Source organism: Roseococcus suduntuyensis, from assembly GCF_014196305.1.
Taxonomy (GTDB): domain Bacteria; phylum Pseudomonadota; class Alphaproteobacteria; order Acetobacterales; family Acetobacteraceae; genus Roseococcus; species Roseococcus suduntuyensis.
In genome coordinates, this window is the sequence record NZ_JACIDJ010000009.1 from 1 (window position 1) to 23,591 (window position 23,591).

Consider the following 23,591-nt stretch of genomic DNA (forward strand, 5'->3'; position numbering starts at 1 on the left):
GGCTGAAAGACTGGCGACGCATCCACACCCGCTACGACAAGCTCGCTCGGAACTTCGCCTCCGCCGTCGCCATCGCCGCCGTGATCATCTGCTGGCGCTGAATGAGTCCAGAGCCTAGCGGATCGCGCTCGACGCGCTGACCCCGAACCGTACCGCTGCGGCACGACAGGACGCTGCTGCCGCGACCGCCGCCACCACCCTCTCCCGAAGGTCGACCGACAGTGCCTTGGACATGTCTGCCGGCCTCCTTGCCGACAGACACCTTGAATCAGATCAGCCCCGCGCCGGGGAATCCCCCTCCGATTCAACAAGTTCCTGTACGTGTAGCGCCACTCTTATAAAGTGCTGATTCAGCAAAATCCAGCAGTTCTGCCGCGTCGCCACACGCTTCGAAAAGACAATATGAAATACCTCTCCGTTGTTACCCTCGTCGCTAACATCCTATGGCTCAGGTAAATGTAAACGCGATCTAGGCTCGTATGCTCCAGACCTCCCGGTTTACATAGTCTATATACGACAACACGATGCGAACGATCTTGCCTGCTACGCCGTCTGCCTCGTAGTCTGGTACCCGGCCGGCTAAGCGTGAGCCAATGCCTAGGCGCGCTGCGCGCACTGCGTCCAGCACGCGCTCCGGCTCCAGCGAGGCCATAACGAGGGTGCCGGCATCCATACCCTCGGGCCGTTCATGCGCGTCGCGCAGCGTGACCGCCGGCAAGTTTAGCAGCGCGGCTTCCTCGGTGATGGTGCCGCTGTCCGACAGCACGCAATGGGCCGCCGTCTGGAGGTGAACATAGTCGGTGAAGCCGAAGGGCGGCAGGAAGCGGATCAGCGGCGAAAGGCCGTCCAGGGCCGCATCCTCCAGCCGCTTGCGCGTGCGCGGATGGGTGGAGGTGATGACGGGCCAGCCATATTCGCGCGCCAGGCGGTCGAGGCAGGTCAGCAGCTTGGCCAGGCGCGCGGGGCTGTCCACGTTCTCCTCGCGATGCGCGCTGACGACGAAGAACTTCTCCGGCTCCACGCCCAGCCGCGCGCAGATGTCGCTGGCGGCGATCTTGTCACGGAAGCGGTCCAGCACCTCTGCCATGTGCGAGCCCACCTTGAAGATGCGCTCGGGCGGCAGGCCCTCGTCGAGCAGATAGCGGCGGGCATGTTCGGTCAGCGTCATGTTCACGTCGCTGAGGTGGTCGATGACCTTGCGGTTCAACTCCTCCGGCACGCGCTGGTCGAAGCAGCGATTGCCGGCCTCCATGTGGAAGACGGGGATCTTGCGGCGCTTGGCGGCAATGACGGCGAGGCCCGAATTGGTGTCGCCATAGAGCAGCAGCGCCTCGGGCTTCTCGGCCTCCATCACCGCGTCCGCGCTGGTCAGCACGCGCGCGATGGTGTCCATGGCGCCCGTGCCGGCGGCCGCCAGGAAATGGTCGGGCTTGCGGATGCCCATGTCGTCGAAGAAGACCTGATTCAGCTCGTAGTCATGGTTCTGGCCGGTGTGGACCAGGACGTGGTGCGTCAGCTTGTCCAGCGCCTCGATCACCAGGCTCATCTTGATGAGCTCGGGGCGGGTGCCGACGATGGTCATGACCTTGCGCATCAGCCGAGATCCGAGGCGGGCTCGCCAGCTAGGGCACGCTGGATGTAGTCGAGGCCGGAGAGCAGCGTCACCACCGCATCCACGTCCATGCGCTCGGTGTTGTGGCTGGTGTAGTCCTCGGCCTCCGAGATGCGCGGCTCGCCATCGGTGAAGAACTTGGCGTAGTTGAGGTCCCGCGCATCGGCCGGAATGCGCCAGAAGCCGCCCAAGTCCTCGGCACGGACCATTTCCTCGCGTGAGATCAGGCTTTCGTAGAGCTTCTCACCATGGCGGGTGCCGATGATCTCGATGGGGATGTCGGTGTCGAACAGCCGGCGCATCGCTTCGGCCAGCACGCCCACCGTGCAGGCCGGCGCCTTCTGTACGAAGATGTCGCCCTGCTGGGCGTTGGCATAGGCGAAGAGCACCAGATCCACGCTTTGGTCCAGCGACATGAGGAAGCGCGTCATGTTGGGGTCCGTCACCGTCAGCCGCTTGCCCTCGCGGATCTGCTTGACGAAGAGCGGAATGACCGATCCACGCGAGGCCATCACGTTGCCGTAGCGCGTGGCGCAGAGCACGGTGGGCCCCGCGTTGCGGCTCTTGGCGATGGTGAGCTTTTCCATCATCGCCTTGGACAGGCCCATGGCGTTGATGGGATAGACGGCCTTGTCGGTGCTGAGCGCGACCACGCGGCCGACCCCGCAGGCAAGCGCCGCCTGCATGACGTTCTCGGCGCCGAGGACGTTGGTGCGGACCGCCTCCATCGGGTGGAACTCGCAGGAAGGCACCTGCTTCAGCGCGGCCGCGTGGAAGACGAAGTCCACGCCGCGCATGGCGTCCAGCACGCTGTTGTATTCTCGCACATCGCCCAGGAAGAACTTCAGGCGGTCATCGGCGAGCGCGATCCGCATGTCCTCCTGCTTCTTCTCGTCGCGCGAGAGGATGCGGATCTCGCCCACGCCCTCCTTCAGGAAGCGGCGCACGACCGCATGGCCGAAGGAGCCGGTACCGCCCGTGATCAGGATGGTGCGTTGGCGGACAATGTCTTGCAGATTCATCAGGGTTCACCTTGCGCGCGCATGGCGGCGATCATGGCGGGCCATTCGGGCGGCACGTAGCCGGTGGCGTTGCGGAAGCGCGTGCTGTCCAGCGAGCGGTCCAGCACGAAGGAGGGATCGGCCTCGATCTCGGTGTCGCGGCCATAGGCGTCGCGCAGCAGCACCAGCAGGTCATGCTTGGAGATGGGCGCCACCGAGACCTGCCACACCCCATGCAGATCCGGCCGGGGCAGGACGTGGCGGAGGATCACGCGTGTCAGTTCGTCGGTGGTCAGCCCGCTGAAGATGGCGCGGGTGAAGCCGCGCACCTTGCCCTTCTGGGACAGGAACCAGTCCACCAGCGCGTGGTTGCCCGACAGCTCGCGTCCGATGATGCTTGTGCGCAGGGTGATGGCGTGCGGCGCATCCACCTCGCCCAGCAGCTTGGAGCGGCCGTAGAGGTCGTCCGCATCGGCGAAGTCGTCATCCTTGTACATGCCACGGTCGCCGCGGAACACGCAGTCGGTGCTGACATGGACCATGCGTGCGCCCAGCAGCGCACAGAGGCGCGAGAGGCGGTGCGGGAAAATGGCGTTGATGGGCAGCGCCGCCAGCGGGTCCTTGGCGGAGGCCAGCTGCTTCACCAGCCCCACGCAGTTCACCACCACGTCGGGCCGGATGCGAGCCATGACCGTGGCCAGCGCATCGGTGTCCAGCACGTCCACGCCGCTGACGAGGCCGGCCTGGAGCGCCTCGGGGAAATGGCGCCGGGCGCCGTCGCCGCGCAGGGTGGCGAAGGCCTCGATGCCGGGGGCGGCCGCGAAGCCGCGATAGGCGGTGTGGCCCAGCATGCCGCTGCCGCCAAGGACCAGGATCTTCATGGAAGGGGGATCTCCTGCGCCTTTCGCGCGTGGCCCTTTCGCTAGCCCTGGCGATCGCTGCTTGTCAATTCGCGGTGCCGGCCCGAGCTGCCCTCCAGAAAGGCGCGGAAAGTCGCCGCCTGCTCCTTCTGAGCGTTGGCGGCGAGGGAGGCGGTGATGGACCAGAAGCAGGCGGGGCCATGCAGTGTGGGTTCCGTCTCCGCCAGGTGCACAAGGGCAGGGTCAACCGCGCCTGAGGTAAATCCCTGGCCGCCCAACAGCGTCGCGGCCAGCACGGCCTGGTCGGTGTGCCACTGCGGTGCCCGCTCCGCGAGACAGGCGCGGAGCAGCCCTGCCGCAGTGGCGGCAAAGCGCCCGCTGCCGGGCCCTGGCCGGAACACAGCCAAAGTGGCCGAGACATAGGAGAGGAAGTTAAATTCGTTGCCCGGAAGCCGCAGCAGGGAAACATCATCTTCGGCGCGAAACAGCGCGGCTGGGCTTCTCAACAGCAGCTGGTCGAGGTCCGTCATGGTTACCGGCCCCGCCTGGCGCTTTAGCACCTCGGGGAGGACCAGCAACCGCGCGCAGCTATAATAGGCGCGCCGTGCGCCATCGTCCCAGCCGTCGAGCGTGCTCCGCTCGCTGGTGAGGAAGACCCGCCCTGCGAGCGTCTCCAGGAGTGGTTCAAGCCCAGGTTCCGGGTTTACCACATGCAACTGCACGCCAACGCCCTGCCGTGCGGCGGCGGCGGCATAGGCGGGGCCGAAGCGGGAGATGTAGGCACCATCCCCGGCCGCGAAAAGCAGCGGGCGGGAAGGGTCGGGCGGCACTCCGCGTGGCGCATCCATGACACGAGAGAACGGAAGCGCGGCATCGGGCGGGGGCGTGTCCGGAAGCAGCAGCCGTATGGCGCTGGTGCATGCGATGCCCCCGTGACCCAGCATTACTTCGGCAGGCTCGGCGAAGAGGCGCTGCGCCTCCTCTGGCCGGCCCGTGACAGCGAGCAGGCTGGCCAGGGCGTAGCGCGCCATCGTGTGGTCTCGTCCCTCGGTGATCTGCATGGCCAAGCGGGCGGCGCTCTCCGCCTCACCCATAAGCCCCATCCGCACGGCGAGGCCCGCATGCAGCAGATGGACGCCAAGCGGCCGCGGCTCAGGCACCAACGGCAAGGCCCGGAGTAGGCAGGACCAAGCCGCAGCGACGTCGCCCTGCTGCTTCAGGGCGACGGCCCTGGCCATCAGCCGGTCCACCTCAGGCTCTTCTTTCGGCTCGGGTGTTGGCTCGCCAGGCACCGTTGGTGAGAGGCTAAAGGCCTTGCGGAGGCGTCCGACAACACTCTTCAGGTTCAGCATAGCGCGGAATTACAACGAAAAGGACTGTGCCGCCACTCCAGCGTTGAGGGTGATGACTCAGACAGGGCGCATCGCTATACGCACGACGCCATGCCCCTTTCGCCTCCCGGTCGTTCCCCCCGCGTCTCGATCATTATTCCCGTCTACAACGGGACGAACTACATGCGCGCCGCGATTAACAGTGCCCTGGCCCAGGACTACGCGAACACCGAGGTCATCGTTGTCAATGACGGTTCGCGCGATGAGGGTGCGACCGAGGCCGTGGCCCTCTCCTACGGTGAGCGCATCCGCTATATCGCGAAACCCAATGGCGGCGTGGCCTCAGCGCTCAACGCGGGCATCGCGGCCATGACGGGCGACGTCTTCTGCTGGCTTTCCCACGATGACACCCACCTGCCCCACAAGACCTCGCGCCAGGTTGCGATCTGGCAGGCGGCGGGCTGCCCGGACGAGGTGTATTTCTCCGACTATCGTCTGATCGACGCCGCCGGCACCCACATCACTGATGTCCGGCTCGACCATGCCATGCTGGAGGCAAAGCCCCTCTACGCCTTGCTGCGGGGCAGCATCCATGGCTGCTCCATCTTCGTGCCGCGCCGGCTGTTCGAGCGCGTGGGGGTGTTCGACAAGGGCCTGCCCACCACCCAGGACTACGACCTTTGGCACCGCATGATTCGTGGCCACCGCTTCCGCCACATCCCCGAAGTGCTGATCGAGAGTCGCTGGCATGACGAGCAGGGCTCGAAGAAGATCGACCACGTGGTCGAGGCGACCGCCATGTGGACCCGCTTCGTCGAAGGGCTGACCGAGGCGGAGATGACTGTGCTGGAAGGTTCGCCCTTCCTCTTTCTTAGCCGCATGGCGCGCTTCATGGCGGACAACAAGCTGCCCGACGCCGGGCGGCGCTTCGAGGCGATGGCGGAGGAAGTGGTCGCCCGCACCCTGGTCTCCGTCGTCATCCCCTGCTTCAACGCGCCGGACATGACGGTGAGCGCGATCCTGAGCGCGGCAGAACAGACCCATCCGCATGTCGAGGTCATCGTGGTGGATGACGGCAGCACGGAGGACATGGCCCCGGTCGAGGCGGCGGTGGCGGCCCTTGGTCCGCGCGGCCGTTTCCTGCGACAGCCAAATGCTGGCCCCGCCGCCGCTCGCAACGCGGGCTGGGCCGTGGCGCAGGGCCGCTACGTCGCCTTCCTCGATGCCGACGACCTCTTCCTGCCCGAAAAGATCACCCGCCAACTCCGCTTCATGGAGGTCGAGGGCCTGGCGCTCTCGCATACCAGCTACATGCGTTTCGACCTGCCTAGCGGCAGCTTCACGCGGATGGACTCGGGCGTGGGCAACCGCTTTCCCGCGATCATTGGTTCCTGCGGCATAGCGACGCCCACGGTGATGCTGCGCCGCGCCCTGCGGGAGGACGGCTTTGTGTTTCCAGACACGCTGCGCGTCGGCGAAGATGTGCTGCTCTGGCTCCGGGTTGGGTCTCGTCATCCGCTCGCGGGGCTGGACGAGGCGCTGACCGTGGTGCGGACCAGTGGCAGTTCCAATGCCTACGACCCTGCGAAGCTGCGCAGGGGCGTGGCCGGCATACTGGCTGGGGTGCGGGAAGACCCGGAGCTGGCTCGCCATCGGGCGCAGGTGGATCAATTGGAGGCATTCCTGACCAGTCTAGAGTCCAAGGAGGCGGCACATGCCTGACCAAACGAACGAAGCTGGGCTGGCAAGGCGCATCCTGCGGGGCATTCCCGGTGCGCGGCCCCTGGTCCACTGCCTTGTGGCCATACGCCACTCGGGTGCGCTGCTCCAGCAAATGGAGGCGGCCAAGGCGGAACATGCCGCCGCCCAGGCTGCGCAGGCAGCGGCTGATGAGAGGCACGCCGCCGGGGAAGCCCTTGCCCGTGATGCCAGGAAACAGCTGCGGATGTTCCAGGACGCCATGCAGCAGTCCGGGCGCGCCCCTCTTACCCTGGAGGAGGCCGCACGGCGGTTCCGACACCTTGGCGAGGAGACCGGGGCCCTGCGCGTCAGCCTCCAGGCCACCGAGCGCGAACGTCAGGCCGCATTGGAACGCGCCAACGTCCAGGCCACGCTGGGGCGGGACCTGCGGCAGGAGATGGACGGGCTCCGGTCCAGCCTCACCTCCGAGATCCATGATGCCCGGGACAAGCTGGCCTGGGCGATGAAGACCGTGGAGGCCCAGGTCCTCGCCTCGCGCGCCTCGCTGGATGGGCTCGTGCGCAGCATCGCACAGCCGCAAGGCTCGATAGGCGGGCAGGCGGCCACGCTTTACCTCGACCTGCTGGAGCTGAGCCTCACCGGGGTACTGAGCGACGACGTTTCCATAGACCCTTGGACCGCGGGCACCTACGACCCGGGCCGCCGCGCCATCGGCCGTGATTGGCCGGCCACCGCCTGCACCATGATCGGCACCGCGCGGATGCGGAACCTGCGCCACCTGCTGGAGCGCGCCCTGGCCGAGGACGTGCCTGGCGACTTCATCGAGACCGGCGTCTGGCGCGGCGGCGCCTGCATCTATGCCCGCGGCATCCTGGCCGCGCATGGGGATGCCACGCGCCGCGTCTTCGTGGCCGACAGCTTCCGCGGCCTGCCCGAGCCGGACGCGGAGGCCTTCCCCGCCGATGTCGGCGACCAGCACAGCACCTACCAGCAGCTGGCCATCAACCAGGAGCAGGTGGCGGAGAATTTCCGCCGCTACGGCCTGCTGGACGAGCGCGTGGTCTTCCTGGAGGGCTGGTTCAAGGACACGCTGCCGACCGCGCCCATCGAGCGCCTGGCCGTGCTGCGGCTGGACGGCGACATGTACGAAAGCACCATCCAGGCCCTGGACGCGCTCTACGACAAGGTCTCGCCGGGCGGCTACGTCATCGTGGACGACTACATCCTGGGCCCCTGCGCCCGCGCCATCGAGGATTTCCGCGCCGCGCGCGGCATCACGGCGTCGCTTGAGCCGGTGGACGGGGCGGCCGTCTGGTGGCAGGTGCCGCGATGATGGCGCCCTAGTGCCGGCGCCCCGCCTTGCCGTCATCAGCACCGCCATCCCGCCAGCCGCCAGCGGGCAGGCGCGCGTGCTGGGCCAACTCCTGACGGCGGCGGTGGTCGCGCCGCCGCGCTGGTTCACGGACCATCCGGCCGCGCCGGAAGCGGGCATGCCGGGCTTCGGCACCCGCATCACGCTGAATCCGCCGCGCTTCCTGCTCTACCAGGGCCGCGGCGCGGGTTGTCTGCCGCGCGTGAACAACCTAGCCGGCCTCATGGCGACGGTGCTCGGCCGCGCCTGGCAGATCATCCGCGCTCTCCAGGCGGAGCCGGTGCAGGCGGTGATTGCCGCTTCCGGCAGCCCCTTCGATCTCCCCGCGGCTTGGCTCGCCGCCGAACGTCTGCGCCTGCCCTTCCTGGCTTGGCTGTTCGACGACCCGGTGATGCAATGGCCGGCCGATACCCCCTATCGCGGCTTCGCCCGCTTCTGGGAGCGCCGCTGGGCCGGGCGCTGCCAACCCATCGCGCCCAATGAGGTGATGGCCGAGGATTTCGTCGCGCGAAATCCGCGCGCGCGCCACGCCACCCTGGTTCGCAACCCCGCGGCCGATGGCGCGTTCGCCCCACCGCCGGCCCGTTGGCCGGCCGCCCCCGGCGCGGTGCGGATTCTCTACACCGGCTCCGTCTACGGGGCGCAGGTCGATGCGCTGCGGAACCTGCTCTCCGCCATCCGCTCCAGCGAGGGTTTCGAACTGGTGATCCATACGGCGCAGACCGAGGCGCAACTTGCCGAGATGGGACTCGCGGGCGAGGGGGTGCGGGTGCGGCCGCATCTGCCGCATGCCGAGGCGCTGGCGGCGCAGCAGATGGCCGACATCCTGTTCCTGCCCCTGGCCTTCGAAAGCGCGATCCCGGAGGTGATTCGCTCCTCCGCTCCGGCCAAGGCGGCGGAATACCTGGCCTCGGGGCGGCCCGTGCTGGTGCATGCCCCGCCGGGGGCCTATGTGAACCGCCTGTTCGGCGGGGGCAGCGAGGGGGCGGGGTTGGTCGTGGACCGGCCCGACCCCGCCGCGCTGGCCGCCGCCTTGCTCCGCCTGCGCAATGAACCGGGGCTTCGGGCCGGCATGGCCGCCCGCGCTACGACCCTTGCCGGGGAATTCCGCGTCGATGCCAACCAAGCGCGGCTGTTGGCCACCCTCCCGGCCGGGAGGGCCTGATGCCGCGCATCCTCTTCGTCAGCCTACATGGCAGCCCCCACACCGCCCGCTGGGTGGAGTGCGTGGCCGACAGCGGCTTGGATCTGCACATGTTCGGGATCGATGCCGGGCCGCCCAATTCCCTGCTGCGGGGCGTCACACTGCACGTTCCCGCGCCGCCCCGGCCCCAGGGGCCTGGGCCGCTGACGCGCGTGCGCCGCTTCGCGGGCCTGGCACTCCGCGACACCGCCGAGGCGTCGCGCCGCATCCTGAGACGGCTGCGGCAGCGCCCGTTGCCCCTGCCTCCGCCCGGTGCGGTGCGGGTGGTGGAGATGCCGGCCGCGGCGCCGCAGCCGGCCGATGCCCGCATCCCCTTCGGCGACACGGGCGCGGACTACCCGGCCACGCATGGCCCCGCCATGCTGGCGGACCTCGTCGTGCGGCTGAAGCCGGACCTGATCCACTCCATGGAATTCCAGCATTGCGGCTACCTCGTGCTGGCCGCACGCGACATCCTGGGCGCGGACAACTTCCCGCCCTGGCTCGCGACCAACTGGGGCAGCGACATCTACCTCTTCGGCCGCGAACCCGCCCATGCCGCCATGATCCGCCGGTTGCTGGCGGCGGCGGACCTCTACTCCTGCGAGTGCCACCGCGACATCACCCTGGCGCGGGAGATGGGCTTCACGGGGCCTGACCTGCCCGTGCTGCCCAATTCGGGCGGGCTCGACCTCGCGCGGATCGCGCCGCTGCGCAGCCCCATGCCACCTTCACGCCGCAAGACCATCATGATCAAGGGCTACGATCATTTCGCGGGGCGGGCGATGGTGTCGCTGGCCGTGCTGGAGCGCTTCGCGGACCGGCTACGCGGCCACGAGATCGTGATGTTCTCGGCGGGCGCCCGGCCTCGCGTACGGGCGCTGGAACTGCGCGAGCAGGGGGTGCTGAACATCCGCGTCATCGACTGGGCGACGCATGAGGACATCCTGGCCGAGTTCGGTCGCGCGCGGATGTACATGGGCATCAGCCTCTCGGACGCGATCAGCACCTCCGTGCTCGAGAGCATGGCCATGGGCGCCTTCCCCATCCAGACTAACACCTCCTGCTGCGAGGAGTGGTTCGAGGATGGCGTGGGCGGCTTCGCCGTCCCGCCCGACAATTTCGAGGTGATCTGCGGCCGCTTCGAACGCGCCCTGACCGATGACGCGCTCGTGGACAACGCCGCCCTAGTGAACCGCGCCGTCGTCGAGGCGCGGCTCGACACGCGGGTGGTGCAGCCCCAGGTGCGCAACTTCTACGCCCAAGCCTTCGGGCACCTCGCGCGGTGAGGGCGGGGCCGCTGCGCGTGCTCCAGGTCAGCAGCACCGACCTGGCGGGGGGGCGCTTCAACGGCCACGCCATCGGCCCGCGCCTCACGCAGCGCGGCATTCAATCGCGCATGCTGGTGTGGAACCGGCAAAGCCAGGACGCGACCGTGCGGGCCTTCCTGCCCCTGCGCGGCGCGCGGCGGATGAACGCCTGGCTCGGACGGATGGAACGTGCGCGGTCCATCCATGCGCGGCTGCAATACCAGTCCTTCCTGCTGGCCGCGCACCCCTGGTTTCGCGAGGCCGATGTGGTGCATTACCACCTCATCCATGATGGCTGGTTCAGCCTGGACGCGCTGCCCTTCCTGACCCGCCGCAAGCCCAGCCTCTGGACGTGGCACGACCCCTGGATCATGACCGGCCATTGTATCTATCCGCTGGGCTGCGGGCGCTGGCGGACGGGATGCGGCGCCTGCCCGGACCTCACGCTGCCCTTCGCCATGCGCCGGGACCGCACGGCCGATCAGCATCGCTGGAAGCAGGGCGTGGTGGGCCGCAGCCGGGTGGAGGTGATTCTCGCCTCGCGCCACATGCAGGCGATGGCCGAGGCGTCGCCCATCGCGCGCGGCCTCTCCACCCACCTGCTGCCCTTCGGCGTGGATCTGGACTTCTTCACCCCCGGCGACGTGGCGGCCGCCCGCGCCCGGCTGGGCATCCGCCCTGATCGCGTCGTGATCGGCTTCCGGGGCGCCGCGGAGAACATGTTCAAGGGCGGGGACCTTGTCATCGAGGCGCTGCGTGGCCTGCCCGCGGAGCTGGCGGAGAAGCTCTGCCTGCTCAGCACCCATGCGCATGGCCAGACACTGCCCTTCGTGGACCGGCATCAGGTGGTGGAGCTGGGCTGGAACACCGACCCGCTTCTCGTGCGAGACAGCCTGCTGGCCGCGGATTTCTTTGTGATGCCCTCCCGCGCGGAGGCCTTCGGCATGATGGCGATCGAGGCGATGGCCTGCGGCAAGCCGGTCATCGTCACCGACGGCACCTCGCTGCCCGAGGTGACGCAGGCGCCCGAGATCGGCATCGCGGTGCCAGCGGGAGACGTGCCGGCGCTGACCGCAGCCATCCTGCGGCTGATCCAGAACCCGTATGAGCGCGCCGCCCGCGGCGCGGCTGGCCGCGCCCTGGCGGAGGCGCGCTATGGCGAGGCAGGCTTCGCCGATGGCCTCGCGACACTCTATCGCGGCGCTGTGGTCCGTCGGGGGGCCGCCCCGTGAAGACCCTACTGCTGACCGACATCCCGCCCTGCACCAACTACACCGCCGGGATCGTGACCGCGCAGATGTGCCGGGCCGTGCCGGCGGGGCAGCTCGCCGTCTTCAACGTGCAGAACCCGCATCTGACGCCCGAGCTTTGCGCCGACTTGGCCCAACTTCCCATGGTAACGGTGCACAAGCCCAATGAGTTCGGGGTGCGCCGCTGGCGTGGCCTGCCCATCACCACGCTCGGACAGACGGCCGTCGAGTTCCGCAAGCGCATGCTGCGGCTTCGTCCCATCATCGCGCAGGCGCTGGAATTCGGCCGCGCGCAGGAGGTGGACAATCTTTGGTGCGTGCTGCAAGGGCAGACCATGCTGCGCCTCGCCTTGCCAGTCGCCCGCGGTCTTGGCGTGCCGCTGCGCCTGCACCTCTGGGACCCACTGGAGTGGTGGCATCGGGCCCACCGGGTGGACCGGCTGAACGCCTGGCTGGACCGCCGCCTCTTCGACCGGGTGATGCGCGCGGGCGAGAGCTGCGCCAGCGCCTCCTGGGCCATGACCGAGCATTTCGCCCGGCGCTACGGATTGCGCGGGGAGCCGGTGATCGCGGCGCTGGACACCCCGGTGCAGCGGCGGCCCGAACCTGTCCTGCACCGCCCCGACACGCTCACCATCGGCATGGCCGGGCAATTCTATGCCGAGGCGGAGTGGCTGACCCTCGTCTCGGCCCTGACCCACGCGAAATGGCGCGTGGCCGGACGCACCGTGCGCCTGCTGGCCATGGGGGGCAGCCCGCCGCCTGGTGCCATTCCCTCCGAGAACCTGGATTTTCGCGGCTGGCAGCCCCAGGCCGAGGTGGTGCGGCTGCTCGCGGAGGAGGCTGACCTCCTGTATTGCGGCTATCCTTTCGGTGCGGAGATGGAGCAGGTGTCGCGCCTCTCCTTCCCCTCCAAGCTGCCGACCTATTTCGCGGCCGGCCGACCTGTGCTGTTCCATGGCCGTGCCGACAGTTCGCCCGCGACCTATCTCGCGCGCCGCGCCGCCGCCTGGATCGTGGCCCAGCCCGATGCGGCGTCACTGCACAGCGCGCTGCTGAACCTTGCGGAGGATGAGGCGGCCTTCGCGCGCTTCGCGCGGGCGGCTTCGGCGGCCTTCGAGGCGGATTTCACGCTGGAGACCCAGCGGGCGGCGGTGCGGCGCTTCCTCGGGCTTTAAGCCCGAGGCGGGCGGCGGTCATGTGTCCCGCGACCGTGCGCGCCTGAGGAATTCCGCCTCCGCTTCCGCCGCGCGCAGCAGAGCGCGGAGCACCACAGGATCCTCGTCGGCTTGCTCCATGGGGGCGGCGTCGGGCGGAACCCGAAGCTTCTCGCGCAGCCGCGCGATCTCGGCCTGCTGTGTGGCCAGCAGGCCGAAGAGGCGCCGTCCCTGCGGGGTCAGGGCCAGCAGGCGGGCGGGCAGGCTTGTGGGCTTCATGCAGGAGCTGTCCGCAGCACGGTCAATGCCTCGGGCAAGGTCAGTGCCTCCGGGCTGTCGGCCAGGCGCAGCAGGCGTTCCTCCAGCGTGGCGGTATGGGGGTGGGCGGCGGTGTCCGCCTCCAGTGCGCGCCGGTGCAGCAACATGGTCCCGGGCCGCCGGTCGGGAGTGGCGCGGGCGAGGCGGTGGTCCGCGCCGCCATGGTGCCAGGCGATGGAATGGCAGACGGCGGCCCCCGCCATCTCCAGCGCGTGCAGTTGCCTCGCAAGCCGGGTGGGCAGCATCACCGCACCGTCATCGAGCAGGGCCAACCAGTCGCCCGACGCCGCGCGCCAGCCCGCATCGTCATCCCCGGGTTTCAGCCAGCGCGCGGTGGGATGCAGGGCGGCAAGGCGGGCATCCTCGCGCCCGGCCAGCAGCAGGACCTCACGCGTGGGGTGCGTCTGCGCCGCCACTGAATCAAGCGAGGCATGGGTGCGCTCGGGCCACGCCCCGGGCCGCAGCAGCACCGAGACCAGCGTGGCCCCCAGCGCCTGCCGCGCGGCCAGGGCGAGGTCCGCGGCGGCCTCCTCCAGCCCGTTCTGCGCGAGGAAGCGCGAGGTGGCGTCGAGGAAGCGGAAGGGGGAACCCTCCATCCGCGCCTGCTCCTCCACCGGCACGCTGGTCGCCATGCGATTCCACAGCGCGCGCGCCTCCTCGCGGTGGTCGGCGCGGCGTGAGCCCTGGGTGGGGTGCTGGCGGCTCTGGATCAGGATCTCGGGGATGTGCAGGAAGGGCACGCGGCCCATCATGCGGTGCCACAAATCGTAGTCCTGGGTGGTGGGCAGCGCCTCGTCGAAGCCGCCCATCGCGCGCAGGATATCGCGGGGGACGAAGACCGTGCAGCCGTTCACGCAGCCGCGCAGCAAGGCATAGCGCGGCTTCTCGGCCAGCATGCGGGTGTCGAAGCGTGCCTCGCCCATGGGGCGGCCGGCGCCGTCGATCAGCCGGTAGTCGCTGAACAGCAGCGCGGGCGGGCGGCCCAGGCGTTGCCATTCCGCGACCTGGCGCGAGGTCTTGTGCCGCAGGTGGATGTCGTCGTGCGAGAGCCAGCAGAACACCTCGCCCGTCATGGCCGCGAGGCCCGCGTTCAGCGCGGAAGCCACGCCGCCATTGGGCTTCTCGACATAGCAAATCCGCGCGCCGTAGGAGCGTGCGATGGCGTCGGTGGCACCACCATCGGAGGAGCCGTCATTGACCACCACCACCTCGGTGTCGGGGTGGTCCTGCGCCAGTGCGGAGTCGATGGCCTGCCGCAGGTAGTCGGCCCCGTTGTAGACGGGGATGATGATGGAGACGCGCGTGGCGTCAGGCGGTGGCGTCACCGGGCTCTTCCAGCATGACCTCCGCCTCGGACCCGTCGATGGCCAGCAGCACCCCGTTGCGGAAGGGCGAATGCACGTCGAAGAACAGCGCGTCATGCACCCAGTGGTGCTGGACATGGTTCTCCAGCGTGCCGGACGCCATCGCGCAGGTGATGGAATAGCGCCCCGTGGCCAGCAGCGGCAGGTTGAGGCTGAAGCGCACCGTCACGCTCTGTCCGGCGCGCAGCACGCGCGGCACCGGCGTGCCGATGGAGAGCGTGTTGTCGCCGATGATGGGCTGGCCCAGCCGGTCCTTCACGTGGAAGCCGAAGATGGGATCGGCCACATCCTGGTGGACGCGCAGCGTGGCGCGTACCTGCAGCGCCTCGCCGCCCGTGATCCAGCTGGGCTCCACGCCATCGGGCGTGGTGAGGCGGACGGAGGAGAACTCGGCGTCGCCCGATCCGAAGCTGCTGCTCTCGCCCAGCCAGTCGAAGACCACCGGCTTGTCCTGGGGCGGGGGTGCGGGCAGCACGCGGCGTGGCGGGGCGGCGGAGGCGGCGCCCTCGCCCGGGGCCTTGCGCTCACGCATGGCAGGAAGGGTCTGGGTGGCGGTGTTGATGAAGGCGCTGTAGGCCTCGCACACCTCCTTCGCGGGGCCCATCATGCGGACATTGCCGGCATCGAGCCAGATGGCGCGCTCACAGAAATTCATCACGGCGCCGGTGTCGTGGCTGCAGAACAGTATGGTGCCGCTTTCCTGGAAACCGCGCAGCCAGCGCAGGCATTTTTGCTGGAAGTAGGCATCGCCCACCGCCAGCGCCTCGTCGATGATGAGCACATCGGCGTCCACATGCGCGATGACCGCGAAGGCGAGCCGCATGGCCATGCCCGAGGAATAGGTCTTGACCGGCTGGTCCACCGCGTCGCCGATGTCGGCGAAGGCCAGTATGCGGTCAAGCCGCTCGACCGTCTCCTCCCGCGTCAGGCCGAGCACGCTGGCATTCAGGAAGACGTTCTCGCGGCCCGTGTATTCCGGGTTGAAGCCCGAGCCCAGCTCCAGCAGCGCCGCCACCCGCCCGCGCAGCTCGACCCGGCCCAGGCTTGGCGTCAGCGTGCCGCAGATGAGTTGCAGCAGCGTGGACTTGCCCGATCCGTTGCGGCCGATGACGCCCACCGTCTCGCCCCGCTGCACCGAGAAGCTGAGCTCACGGAGCGCCCAATGCTCGGTGAAGAAGGGCGCTGCCTCGACCGGGCGGCGTGCCGCGCGCAGCAGGGGGGCTGCCAGCCGGCGCAGCCGCGGTACAACGGCCTGCCACAGCCGTGCGCTGGGCGCGGGATAGATGCGATAGGCCTTGGCCACGCCCTCGACGGTGATGGAGGTTTCAGAGGACATCGGCGAAGCCCGGTCGCAGCCGTTGGAAGAACCAGAACGCCGCCGCCAACGCGGCCAGGGCGCAGGCCAGGTAGATGGCCAGACTCAGGAAATCCGGTGGCACGCCCTGCACCACCACCGCGCGCCCCTGCTCCACGATCAGCGTCAGCGGGTTCAGGCGCATCGCGGTCTGGAAGGCGGGCGGCACCGCCGTCAACGGGTAGAAGATGGGTGTGAGGAAGAGCGAGACCGTGACCAGCAGCGTGACGACCTGCGCCAGATCGCGCAGGAACACCCCGCAGGCCGCGAAGAACATCAGCAGCGCCAGCACGAAGACGAGGTAGGGCAGGATCACCAGCGGCAGGAAGATCAGCGTCCAGTTCAGCACGCCGCTCAGCAGCACCTGGCCCAGCACCACGATGATGAGCGAGATTCCGGCATTCACCAGCGAGGTCAGCAGGGCCACCACCGGCAGGATCTCCAGGGGGAAGACGACCTTGGTGACGTAGCTCGTGTTGTTGATGATGAGGGTGGGCGCACGGCCGATCGCCTCGGCGAAGATCCCGTGCACCGCGAGGCCCACCAGCAGAATGATGGCGAAGCTGAAGGTTCCGCCATCTTCGAGCCCCCAGCGCGCCTGGAATATGGCGCTGAACACGAAGGTGAAGACGGCGGCCGTCAGCAGCGGCGTCAGCACCATCCAGGCCAGGCCGAGGACGCTGCCCTGCACCCGCGCCGTGACCTCGCGCTTGACCAGTCGGCCGATCAGTTGCTGATGCGCGATGACGGAGCGCAGCAGGAAGGGCAACGAAACACCTGAGGGGGCCATGGACAGCCTTCTGCTGGGGGAAGCATGCCGCTCACACGCAGCGGCGCTGTCTTAGCGAAGGCCCCTGCCTTTGTCCAAGCGGGGGCCTATCCCAACGCCGCCATATGGTCCTCGACCAGCGGCAGCATGTCGGGCGGGACCAGCGCGCGCCAATCCTCCACGCCCGGCAACCCACCGGGATTGCGCCGCACCAGCTCGGTCTTGAGGTAAGGAAAGCCCATCCGCTCCACCAGCACGCGCCAGAGGTGGTGGGTGGGGTTGAGCGGGAAGCGCGCCAGTGCCGCGGGGTCGGCGAAGCGCGGACCCAGGCCGGCGCGCGTGGCCGGGTCCATGGCCGACAGCGTCCGCGCATAGCCGAACAGGGCCGCGCAGCGCAGGCCTTCGGCACGGGCGCGGGCGGTGAGGCCCAGCTCCCCCTGGCGCACCACCCGCCACTTGCTGCGCCGGTCCCGGTATTCGGCCAGGTGCCGCGCCACCACCTCCACCGCGCGGCCGCCGCGCGCCAGCAGCGCGTAGGATTGCAGATGCGCGCCGCCGCCCAAGCTTTCCGTCATGCCGAACAGCCCCTCGCCCCCGGCCCGCCAGGCGGCGACCAGCGGTGCCAGGGGGCGGATGGGGCCCAGCACGCTGTCATTGGCCAGCAGCAATTCATCGGGCGTGCCGACATGCGCCAGCGCCCGCGCCGCGGCATCGCGCCAGGCGCCGAAGTCCCGCCCGACATTCTCCCGCGCCAGGCGCAGCACCGTGGATTCGCCCGCGCGGTCCCAGTCGGCCTCGGGCATGCGGGTGTTGGTCACGAAGACCATGTCGAAGCCCTGCGCCCGCCAGCCTTCCACTTGGCGCAGCACCATCTCGGACACCCGCCCATCGGGCGACCAATGCAGGTAGAGGCCGAGCGAGCCCCCGCGTGGCGCCGCGCGCCCCGGCGCCTCGCGCGTGATGCCGCCCCGCAGCGGGCGCAGCGCGTCCAGCAGGCCGGTCGTCGCCAGCTCCCACCCAACCTCGGCCACGCGGCCCAGGAAGCGGGAGGGCGCGCGGGTGGCGAGGCCGTGCAGCAGCCGCGTGGTCCCCGCGCCCTCGGTCGCGAGATCGGTGAGAAGGGGCGTCACCCCTCCAGCTCCTCCCGCAGCATCTCGAGGCGCAGCCACTCCTCCTCGGCCGCGGCCAGGGCGGCCTCGCGCTCGGCCAGGGCGGCGGTGCGGGCGGCGAAGCCCTTGGGGTCGCGGCTGTAAAGGTCGGGGTCGGCCAGCCAGTTGCGCAGCACCGCGATCTCGGCGCCGAGCTTCTCCATGGTGGCGGGCAGGGTGTTCAGCGCGTGCTGCTCCTTGAAGGAGAGCTTTTTCGCGGGTGCCGCCGTGCCGGGCTTGGGCGCGGCCGGCGTGGCGCGCGGCGCCCGCGCCACTTCGCGCGCCGCGACGCCCGCGCCGCGCTGGGCCAGCATGTCGGTGTAGCCGCCGGCATATTCCTGCCAGTTGCCCTCGCCCTCGCTCATGATCAGGCTGGTGCAGACGCGGTCCAGGAAGTCGCGGTCATGGCTGACCACCAGGACCGTGCCGCCGTAGTCGCCCAGCATCTCCTCCAGCAGGTCGAGCGTCTCCAGGTCCAGGTCGTTGGTGGGTTCGTCCAGCACCAGCAGGTTGGAGGGGGCGGCCAGCGCGCGGGCCAGCAGCAGCCGCCCCCGCTCGCCGCCCGAGAGCTTGCCCACCGGCGTGCGCGCCTGCTGCGGGACGAAGAGGAAATCCTGCATGTAGCCCACCACATGGCGCGGCTGCCCGGCCACCCAGACCTGGTCGCCGCGGCCTTCGGTCAGCGTGTCGGCCAGGGTGGCGTTGGGGTCCAGCGCCGCGCGCATCTGGTCGAGGCTCGCCATCGCGATGTTGGCGCCGAGCTTCACCTGGCCGCTGTCGGGGGCAAGCTTGCCCGTCAGCATGTTCAGCAGCGTGGTCTTGCCCGCGCCATTGGGGCCGACCACGCCCACCCGGTCGCCCTTCAGGATGCGGGTGGAGAAGTTCCGCACCACCACGCGCTCGCCCCAGGCCTTTGTGACCTCCTCGGCGGCCATGACCAGGGCGCCGGAGGGCGCGGCCTCGGCCGCTTCCATCCGCACCTGGCCCACGGGCTTCACGCGCGTGCGCTTGGCCTCGCGCAGCGCGGCCAGTTCCGCCACCCGGCGGACGTTGCGCTTGCGGCGCGCCGTCACGCCATAGCGCATCCAGTGTTCCTCGCGCGCGATCTGGCGGCCGAGCTTGTGGGCGTCGCGCTCCTCCTGTTCCAGCGTCTCGGCGCGCCAGGCCTCGAACTCGCCGAAGCCGCGGTCGAGGCGCCGCGTGATGCCGCGGTCCAGCCAAAGGGTCGCGCGCGAGAGCCGCGTGAGGAAGCGCCGGTCATGGCTGATCAGCACCAGGGCGCCACGCAGGGAGGCGATCTCCTCCTCCAGCCATTCGATGGCGGGCAGGTCGAGGTGGTTGGTGGGCTCGTCCAGCAGCAGGATGTCGGGTTCGGGGGCCAGGGCGCGGGCCAGGGCCGCCCGGCGCGCCTCGCCGCCAGACAGGCGGGACGGGTCCTCGGCACCCGTCAGCCCCAGCCGTTCCAGCAGGGCGCGGGCGCGGTAGGGGTCGTCCGCCGGGCCCAGGCCTGACAACGCGTAGTCCAGCACCGTCGCATGACCCGACAGATCGGGCTCCTGCGGGAGGTAGCGCAGCGTGGTGCCGGGCTGGAGGAAGCGGACGCCCCCCTCCGGTTCCAGCTCGCCGGCCGCGATGCGCAGCAGGGTGGACTTGCCGCTGCCATTGCGCCCCACCAGGGCGAGCCGCTCGCCGGGCGAGACGACCAGCGCGGCCCCCTGCAGCAAGGGCGTGTTGCCAAGCGTGAAACGCACGGCGTCGAGGGTCAGGAGTGGTGGGGCGGCCATCCGGGCTGCGTGCGTCGGGCGCGGCCGCCCGTCAAGGCACGCCCCTGACGCTACCGCCGCGCGGCCAGGATGAAGTAGGGCGGCTGGGGCGGCGGGAGGGGGAAGGGGCGCCGGGGCCGCAGATCCTCGCGCGGCGTGACGGAGGTGAAGCCCAGCTCGCGCAGCAGCGCCTCGGTCTCGCCCTTCGTGTGGAAATGGAAGCGGGTGGGCGTGCGCAGGCTCTTGACCAGGGCATAGACCGTCTTGGCCGCGATCTCGACGCGGCCCACCACCCCCTCGGGGTCGGGCTCGGCGATCAGCAGCGTCCCCGTGCCGCGCAGGCGGTCGCGCAGGCCGGTCAGCAGCTTCCGCAGCTCGGCGGGCGGGAGATACATCATCACGCCGAACAGCATGATGAGGTCGAACCCCGGGTCATTGCCTGGCAGGTCCTCGGCATAGGGCAGGTCGGCGCCCACGCCGGGTTCGGGGTTGGCGATGACGAGCTGCGTCTGGGCCGGCAGGCTGGCCTGCGCGGCGAAGCCCGCCCGTGTTCCCCCCACGTCCAGGATGCGCCGGGGCCGAGCCGGCGCGGGCTCCACATAGTCGCGCAGGATGCGGGTCACGCTCGTGGCGCTGGCCGAGGGCGAGGCCATGTTGAAGACGCTGCTGCCGCCGAAACCCATGCCCATGGCGTTCCTCCGCTGCTCTCCCGGGGCGGGGCGCTTGACGGCCGCCCCGTCGGGCCGGAGCGTGCGGCCTGTACCGGCAGGGAGGCAAGGATGTTCGATTTCAGCGGCAAGCGTGTGGTGGTCTGCGGCGGCTCCAAGGGCATCGGGCGCAGCGTGGCGCTGGGGTTCGCCCAGGCCGGCGCGGCGGTGTCCATCTGCGCGCGCGGCGCCGAGGCCCTGGCGGCGACCAAGGCGGAGCTCGGCGCCAAGGGCCATGCGGCGAGCTGTGACCTGGGCGATGCCGCGCAGATCGCATCCTACATCGCGGAGGCCGAGCGCGCCTTGGGCGGCATTGATGTGCTGGTGAACAACGCCTCCGGCTTCGGCATGGCCGACACCGAGGAGGGCTGGGCCGCCAGCCTGAACGTGGACGTGCTGGCGACGACGCGCGCCAGCCGCGCGGCCATTCCGGCGCTGAAGGCCGCGCGGGGCTGCATCGTGAACCTCTCCTCCATCTCGGGCTATGGGCCTTCGGCGCGCGGGCCGGCCTATGCGGCGGTGAAGGCACTTCTGATCAACTACACCCAGAGCCAGGCGGCGGTGCTGGCGCCCGATGGCGTGCGGGTGAACGGCGTGGCGCCCGGCTCCATCGAATTCCCGGGTGGGTCCTGGGAGCAGCGCAAGACCACCATGCCCGACCTCTACAACCGCATCCTGGCCTCGATCCCCTTCGGAAGGCTGGGCCATCCGGAGGAGGTGGCGGATGTGGTGCTGTTCCTGGCTTCGCCGGCCGCGCGCTGGGTCACGGGGCACACCATCGTGGTGGATGGCGGGCAGATGCTGGGCTGAGGCACGGCACGAGGCCAAGTCCATGGGGCCAGCACGCATCCCTCGCCGCGCGGCCTTCGCCTTGCCGCTGCTCGCCCCCCAGGCGCGGGCGCAGGCGCCGGTCACGGTCTTCGCGGCCGCGAGCCTCGCGGATGCGCTGCGCCTGCTGGGCGCGGAATGGGCCGCTCACGGCCATCCCGCGCCGCGCGTCTCGCTGGCCGCGTCCTCCACCCTGGCGCGGCAGATCGAGCAGGGGGCGGGGGCGGACCTCTTCCTCTCGGCCGATGAGGCCTGGATGGACCATCTGCAGCAGCGCAACCTGATCCTGCCCGAGACGCGGCGCAGCCCCATCGGCAATGCCCTTGCCCTCGTCACACCCACCGACCAGGCGCGCCAGGTGGCGCTGGCGCGCGGAACCGACCTTCTGGCCCTGCTCGGGCCGCGAGGGCGGCTCGCGGTGGGCGACCCGGCGCATGTGCCCGCCGGGCGCTATGCACGGGCCGCGATGGAATGGATGGGGCAATGGGATGCCCTGTCCCCCCGCCTCGCCCGCGCCGAGAATGTCCGCGCCGCCCTGTTGCTGGTGGAGCGCGGCGAGGCGCCCTTCGGCATCGTCTATGCCACCGACGCCGCGGCCAGCGCGCGCGTGGCGGTGGCGGGCCTGTTCCCGCCGGGCAGCCACCCGCCCGTGACCTACCCCTTCGCCCTGACGCGCCGCGCCGCGGACAACGCCGCCGCCCGCGCCTTCCTCGACTTCCTGGCCGGGCCCGAGGCCGCCCCCGTCTGGCGCCGCCTCGGCTTCAGCCTGGCGGGATGATGGAGGGCTGGCTCTCGGCCGAGGAGGCGCAGGCCGTCTGGCTCAGCCTCAGCGTCGCCACGCGCTCGGTGCTGGTCTCGCTGGGGCCGGCCGTGCTGGTGGCCTGGCTGCTGGTGCGGGGGCGCTTCCCAGGCCGCTTCCTGCTGGATGCGCTGGTGCACCTGCCGCTGGTGGTGCCGCCCGTGGTGGTGGGCTGGGCGCTGCTGATGCTGTTCGGCGTGCGCGGGCCCATCGGCGCGCCGCTGGAGGAATGGTTCGGCATCCGCCTGGTGTTCACCTCGGACGCCGTGGTGCTGGCCACCGCCGTGATGGGCTTTCCGCTGATTGTCCGCGCGGTGCGGCTGGGGCTGGAAAGCGTGGACGAGGGGCTGGAGGCCGCCGCCCGCACGCTGGGCGCCGGCCGCTGGGATGTCTTCGTCACCATCACCCTGCCCCTGATGCTGCCCGGCATTCTGGCCGGCGCGGTGGTCGCCTTCGCGGCGGGGCTGGGGGAGTTCGGCGCCGTCATCACCTTCGCCTCCAACGTGCCGGGCGAGACGCAGACCCTGCCGCTCGCCATCTACACCGCCACGCAGACGCCCGGCGGCGAGGCCACGGCGGCGCGGCTGGCCGGCATCTCCTTCGCGCTGGCCCTGGGCGGGCTGATGCTGGCCGAACTCATCGCGCGGCGGATGCACCGCTGGCTGGGGCGGGGCTGATGCTGGAGGTGCGGCTGCGCCACCGCTTCCCGGGCTTCGCGCTGGACGCGGGCTTCACGGCGGGGCCCGGCGTGACGGCGCTGTTCGGCCCCTCGGGCTGCGGCAAGAGCACCATCCTCGCCGCCATCGCCGGGCTGTTCCGCCCCGATGAGGGCCGCGTCACGCTGGCGGGCGAGGCGCTGCTGGACACCGCCACCCGCCGTTTCCTGCCCCCCGAACGCCGCCGCTGCGCCGTGGTCTTCCAGGAGGGGCGGCTGTTCCCGCACCTCTCGGTGGAGGGCAACCTGCGCTACGGGCTGCGCCGGGCCCCCGCCGGCGCCGATGGGCCGGGCTTCGAGGTGGTGGTGGACCTGCTGGGCCTTGGCGGACTGCTGGCCCGCCGCCCGCGCGCCCTCTCGGGCGGGGAGAAGCAGCGCGTGGCGCTGGGCCGTGCCCTGCTCTCCCGCCCCCGCCTGCTGCTGATGGATGAGCCGCTGGCGGCGCTGGACGCGCCACGCCGCGCCGAAATCCTGCCCTTCCTCGCGCGTCTGCGGGACATGGAAGGCCCGCCCATCCTCTACGTGACCCATGCGCTGGAGGAGGTGGACGCGCTGGCCGATGCGTTGGTGCTGCTGGAGGCGGGCCGGGTGCTGGCACAGGGCAGCCCGGACGAACTCTCCTTGCGGCCCGACCTGCCGCTCGCGGCGCGGCGGGATGCCGGCGCCGTGCTGACCTGCACCGTGGCCGCGCATGACCCGGCGCGGGGGCTGACGCGCCTTGCTTTCCCCGGCGGCACACTGGAGGTGCCGCTGCGGCGCGAGGCGCCGGGCGCGCGGCTGCGAATCCGCCTGCGCGCGCGCGACATCGCGGTGGCGCGGACGCGGCCGGAGGGGGTGTCCATCCACAACATCCTGCCCTGCCGCCTGGTGGCCATCACGCCCTCGGCGCAGCATCCGGATGAGGTGCTGCTGCGGCTGCGGGTGGGGGAGGCGGTGCTTCTCTCGCGCGTGCTGCGCGACGCGGTGGCGAGGCTGGAACTGCGCGAGGGGGATGAGGTCTTCGCCCTGCTCAAGGCGGTGGCGCTGGACCACGCGCCGGGGTGAAGCGT

21 protein-coding genes and 2 pseudogenes are annotated in these 23,591 nt (G+C 70.3%); 11 read left to right on the plus strand and 12 right to left on the minus strand.

Translation table 11 applies throughout. The features are described 5' to 3' along the window. Positions 1–101: pseudogene (locus tag GGQ83_RS18400) on the plus strand (IS5/IS1182 family transposase); the annotation flags it as partial. Positions 102–117: 16 nt separating this feature from the next. Here GGQ83_RS18400 and GGQ83_RS18405 read toward each other — a convergent pair. The 5 genes and pseudogenes from GGQ83_RS18405 to GGQ83_RS18425 form a co-directional block, all read right to left on the minus strand. Beyond that, a pseudogene (locus tag GGQ83_RS18405) lies at positions 118–234 on the minus strand (IS630 family transposase); the annotation flags it as partial. Positions 235–469: 235 nt separating this feature from the next. Continuing rightward, on the minus strand, positions 470–1,594 hold the full coding sequence (gene wecB / locus GGQ83_RS18410; protein ID WP_184386458.1) for a non-hydrolyzing UDP-N-acetylglucosamine 2-epimerase: 1,125 nt from the start codon (positions 1,592–1,594) through the stop codon (positions 470–472). Then, complete coding sequence (locus GGQ83_RS18415; RefSeq protein ID WP_221223561.1) at positions 1,594–2,634, minus strand: SDR family NAD(P)-dependent oxidoreductase; 1,041 nt, start codon at positions 2,632–2,634, stop codon at positions 1,594–1,596. The genes wecB and GGQ83_RS18415 overlap by 1 nt, the downstream gene beginning before the upstream one ends. Further along, a complete protein-coding gene (locus GGQ83_RS18420) occupies positions 2,634–3,494 on the minus strand; it encodes a dTDP-4-dehydrorhamnose reductase family protein (RefSeq protein ID WP_184386459.1) in 861 nt (286 codons plus the stop codon). The genes GGQ83_RS18415 and GGQ83_RS18420 overlap by 1 nt, the downstream gene beginning before the upstream one ends. A gap of 41 nt (positions 3,495–3,535) precedes the next feature. Further along, a complete protein-coding gene (locus GGQ83_RS18425; protein WP_184386460.1) occupies positions 3,536–4,825 on the minus strand; it encodes a hypothetical protein in 1,290 nt (429 codons plus the stop codon). A gap of 90 nt (positions 4,826–4,915) precedes the next feature. On the opposite strand from GGQ83_RS18425, the gene GGQ83_RS18430 reads away from it, so the two are divergent. The 6 genes from GGQ83_RS18430 to GGQ83_RS18455 all read left to right on the plus strand — a co-directional run bounded on the left by GGQ83_RS18430 (position 4,916) and on the right by GGQ83_RS18455 (position 12,798). Further along, the gene (locus tag GGQ83_RS18430) at positions 4,916–6,526 is read left to right on the plus strand and encodes a glycosyltransferase family 2 protein (protein WP_184386461.1); all 1,611 of its coding nucleotides are present in this window, start codon (positions 4,916–4,918) and stop codon (positions 6,524–6,526) included. 223 nt (positions 6,527–6,749) lie between these two features. After that, positions 6,750–7,838, plus strand: coding sequence for a TylF/MycF/NovP-related O-methyltransferase (locus tag GGQ83_RS18435; RefSeq protein ID WP_242534760.1), 1,089 nt, complete (start codon positions 6,750–6,752; stop codon positions 7,836–7,838). A gap of 10 nt (positions 7,839–7,848) precedes the next feature. Continuing rightward, the gene (locus tag GGQ83_RS20340; RefSeq protein ID WP_184386462.1) at positions 7,849–9,042 is read left to right on the plus strand and encodes a glycosyltransferase; all 1,194 of its coding nucleotides are present in this window, start codon (positions 7,849–7,851) and stop codon (positions 9,040–9,042) included. Next, entirely contained in the window at positions 9,042–10,349 is a 1,308-nt protein-coding gene (locus GGQ83_RS18445) for a glycosyltransferase (RefSeq protein ID WP_184386463.1), read from the plus strand. Before GGQ83_RS20340 ends, GGQ83_RS18445 begins: the two co-directional genes overlap by 1 nt. 17 nt (positions 10,350–10,366) lie before the next feature. Further along, on the plus strand, positions 10,367–11,602 hold the full coding sequence (locus tag GGQ83_RS20345; RefSeq protein WP_207017781.1) for a glycosyltransferase: 1,236 nt from the start codon (positions 10,367–10,369) through the stop codon (positions 11,600–11,602). Further along, positions 11,599–12,798: a glycosyltransferase family protein gene (locus GGQ83_RS18455; protein WP_184386464.1), complete on the plus strand. Its 1,200-nt coding sequence runs from the start codon at positions 11,599–11,601 to the stop codon at positions 12,796–12,798. Before GGQ83_RS20345 ends, GGQ83_RS18455 begins: the two co-directional genes overlap by 4 nt. An 18-nt stretch (positions 12,799–12,816) precedes the next feature. Here GGQ83_RS18455 and GGQ83_RS18460 read toward each other — a convergent pair whose 3' ends face one another. From GGQ83_RS18460 to GGQ83_RS18490, 7 genes are all read right to left on the minus strand, one after another. Further along, on the minus strand, positions 12,817–13,056 hold the full coding sequence (locus GGQ83_RS18460) for a hypothetical protein (RefSeq protein ID WP_184386465.1): 240 nt from the start codon (positions 13,054–13,056) through the stop codon (positions 12,817–12,819). Then, positions 13,053–14,420 carry a glycosyltransferase gene (locus GGQ83_RS18465; RefSeq protein ID WP_184386466.1) on the minus strand — a complete coding sequence of 456 codons (1,368 nt, stop codon included), beginning with the start codon at positions 14,418–14,420 and terminating at the stop codon, positions 13,053–13,055. Before GGQ83_RS18465 ends, GGQ83_RS18460 begins: the two co-directional genes overlap by 4 nt. After that, positions 14,404–15,795 carry an ABC transporter ATP-binding protein gene (locus GGQ83_RS18470; protein WP_184386467.1) on the minus strand — a complete coding sequence of 464 codons (1,392 nt, stop codon included), beginning with the start codon at positions 15,793–15,795 and terminating at the stop codon, positions 14,404–14,406. The genes GGQ83_RS18465 and GGQ83_RS18470 overlap by 17 nt, the downstream gene beginning before the upstream one ends. Beyond that, positions 15,785–16,603, minus strand: coding sequence for an ABC transporter permease (locus GGQ83_RS18475; protein WP_184386468.1), 819 nt, complete (start codon positions 16,601–16,603; stop codon positions 15,785–15,787). Before GGQ83_RS18475 ends, GGQ83_RS18470 begins: the two co-directional genes overlap by 11 nt. Positions 16,604–16,689: 86 nt before the next feature. Beyond that, the gene (locus GGQ83_RS18480; protein WP_184386469.1) at positions 16,690–17,712 is read right to left on the minus strand and encodes a rhamnan synthesis F family protein; all 1,023 of its coding nucleotides are present in this window, start codon (positions 17,710–17,712) and stop codon (positions 16,690–16,692) included. Beyond that, the gene (locus GGQ83_RS18485) at positions 17,709–19,514 is read right to left on the minus strand and encodes an ABC-F family ATP-binding cassette domain-containing protein (protein ID WP_184386470.1); all 1,806 of its coding nucleotides are present in this window, start codon (positions 19,512–19,514) and stop codon (positions 17,709–17,711) included. The genes GGQ83_RS18480 and GGQ83_RS18485 overlap by 4 nt, the downstream gene beginning before the upstream one ends. 50 nt (positions 19,515–19,564) lie before the next feature. Further along, positions 19,565–20,182 (minus strand): class I SAM-dependent methyltransferase, encoded by a 618-nt coding sequence (locus tag GGQ83_RS18490; protein ID WP_184386471.1) that lies wholly within the window; start codon positions 20,180–20,182, stop codon positions 19,565–19,567. A gap of 90 nt (positions 20,183–20,272) precedes the next feature. Between GGQ83_RS18490 and GGQ83_RS18495 the strand changes: the two genes are divergently transcribed. From GGQ83_RS18495 to modC, 4 genes are read left to right on the plus strand one after another with little or no spacing between them, the layout of a single operon-like run. Continuing rightward, complete coding sequence (locus GGQ83_RS18495; protein WP_184386472.1) at positions 20,273–21,010, plus strand: SDR family NAD(P)-dependent oxidoreductase; 738 nt, start codon at positions 20,273–20,275, stop codon at positions 21,008–21,010. A 22-nt stretch (positions 21,011–21,032) separates the two neighbouring features. Further along, entirely contained in the window at positions 21,033–21,806 is a 774-nt protein-coding gene (gene modA, locus GGQ83_RS18500; protein ID WP_184386473.1) for a molybdate ABC transporter substrate-binding protein, read from the plus strand. Continuing rightward, the gene (modB, locus tag GGQ83_RS18505; protein ID WP_456315760.1) at positions 21,803–22,504 is read left to right on the plus strand and encodes a molybdate ABC transporter permease subunit; all 702 of its coding nucleotides are present in this window, start codon (positions 21,803–21,805) and stop codon (positions 22,502–22,504) included. Before modA ends, modB begins: the two co-directional genes overlap by 4 nt. Further along, positions 22,504–23,586 (plus strand): molybdenum ABC transporter ATP-binding protein, encoded by a 1,083-nt coding sequence (modC, locus tag GGQ83_RS18510; protein WP_184386474.1) that lies wholly within the window; start codon positions 22,504–22,506, stop codon positions 23,584–23,586. The genes modB and modC overlap by 1 nt, the downstream gene beginning before the upstream one ends. Positions 23,587–23,591: the final 5 nt, after the last annotated feature.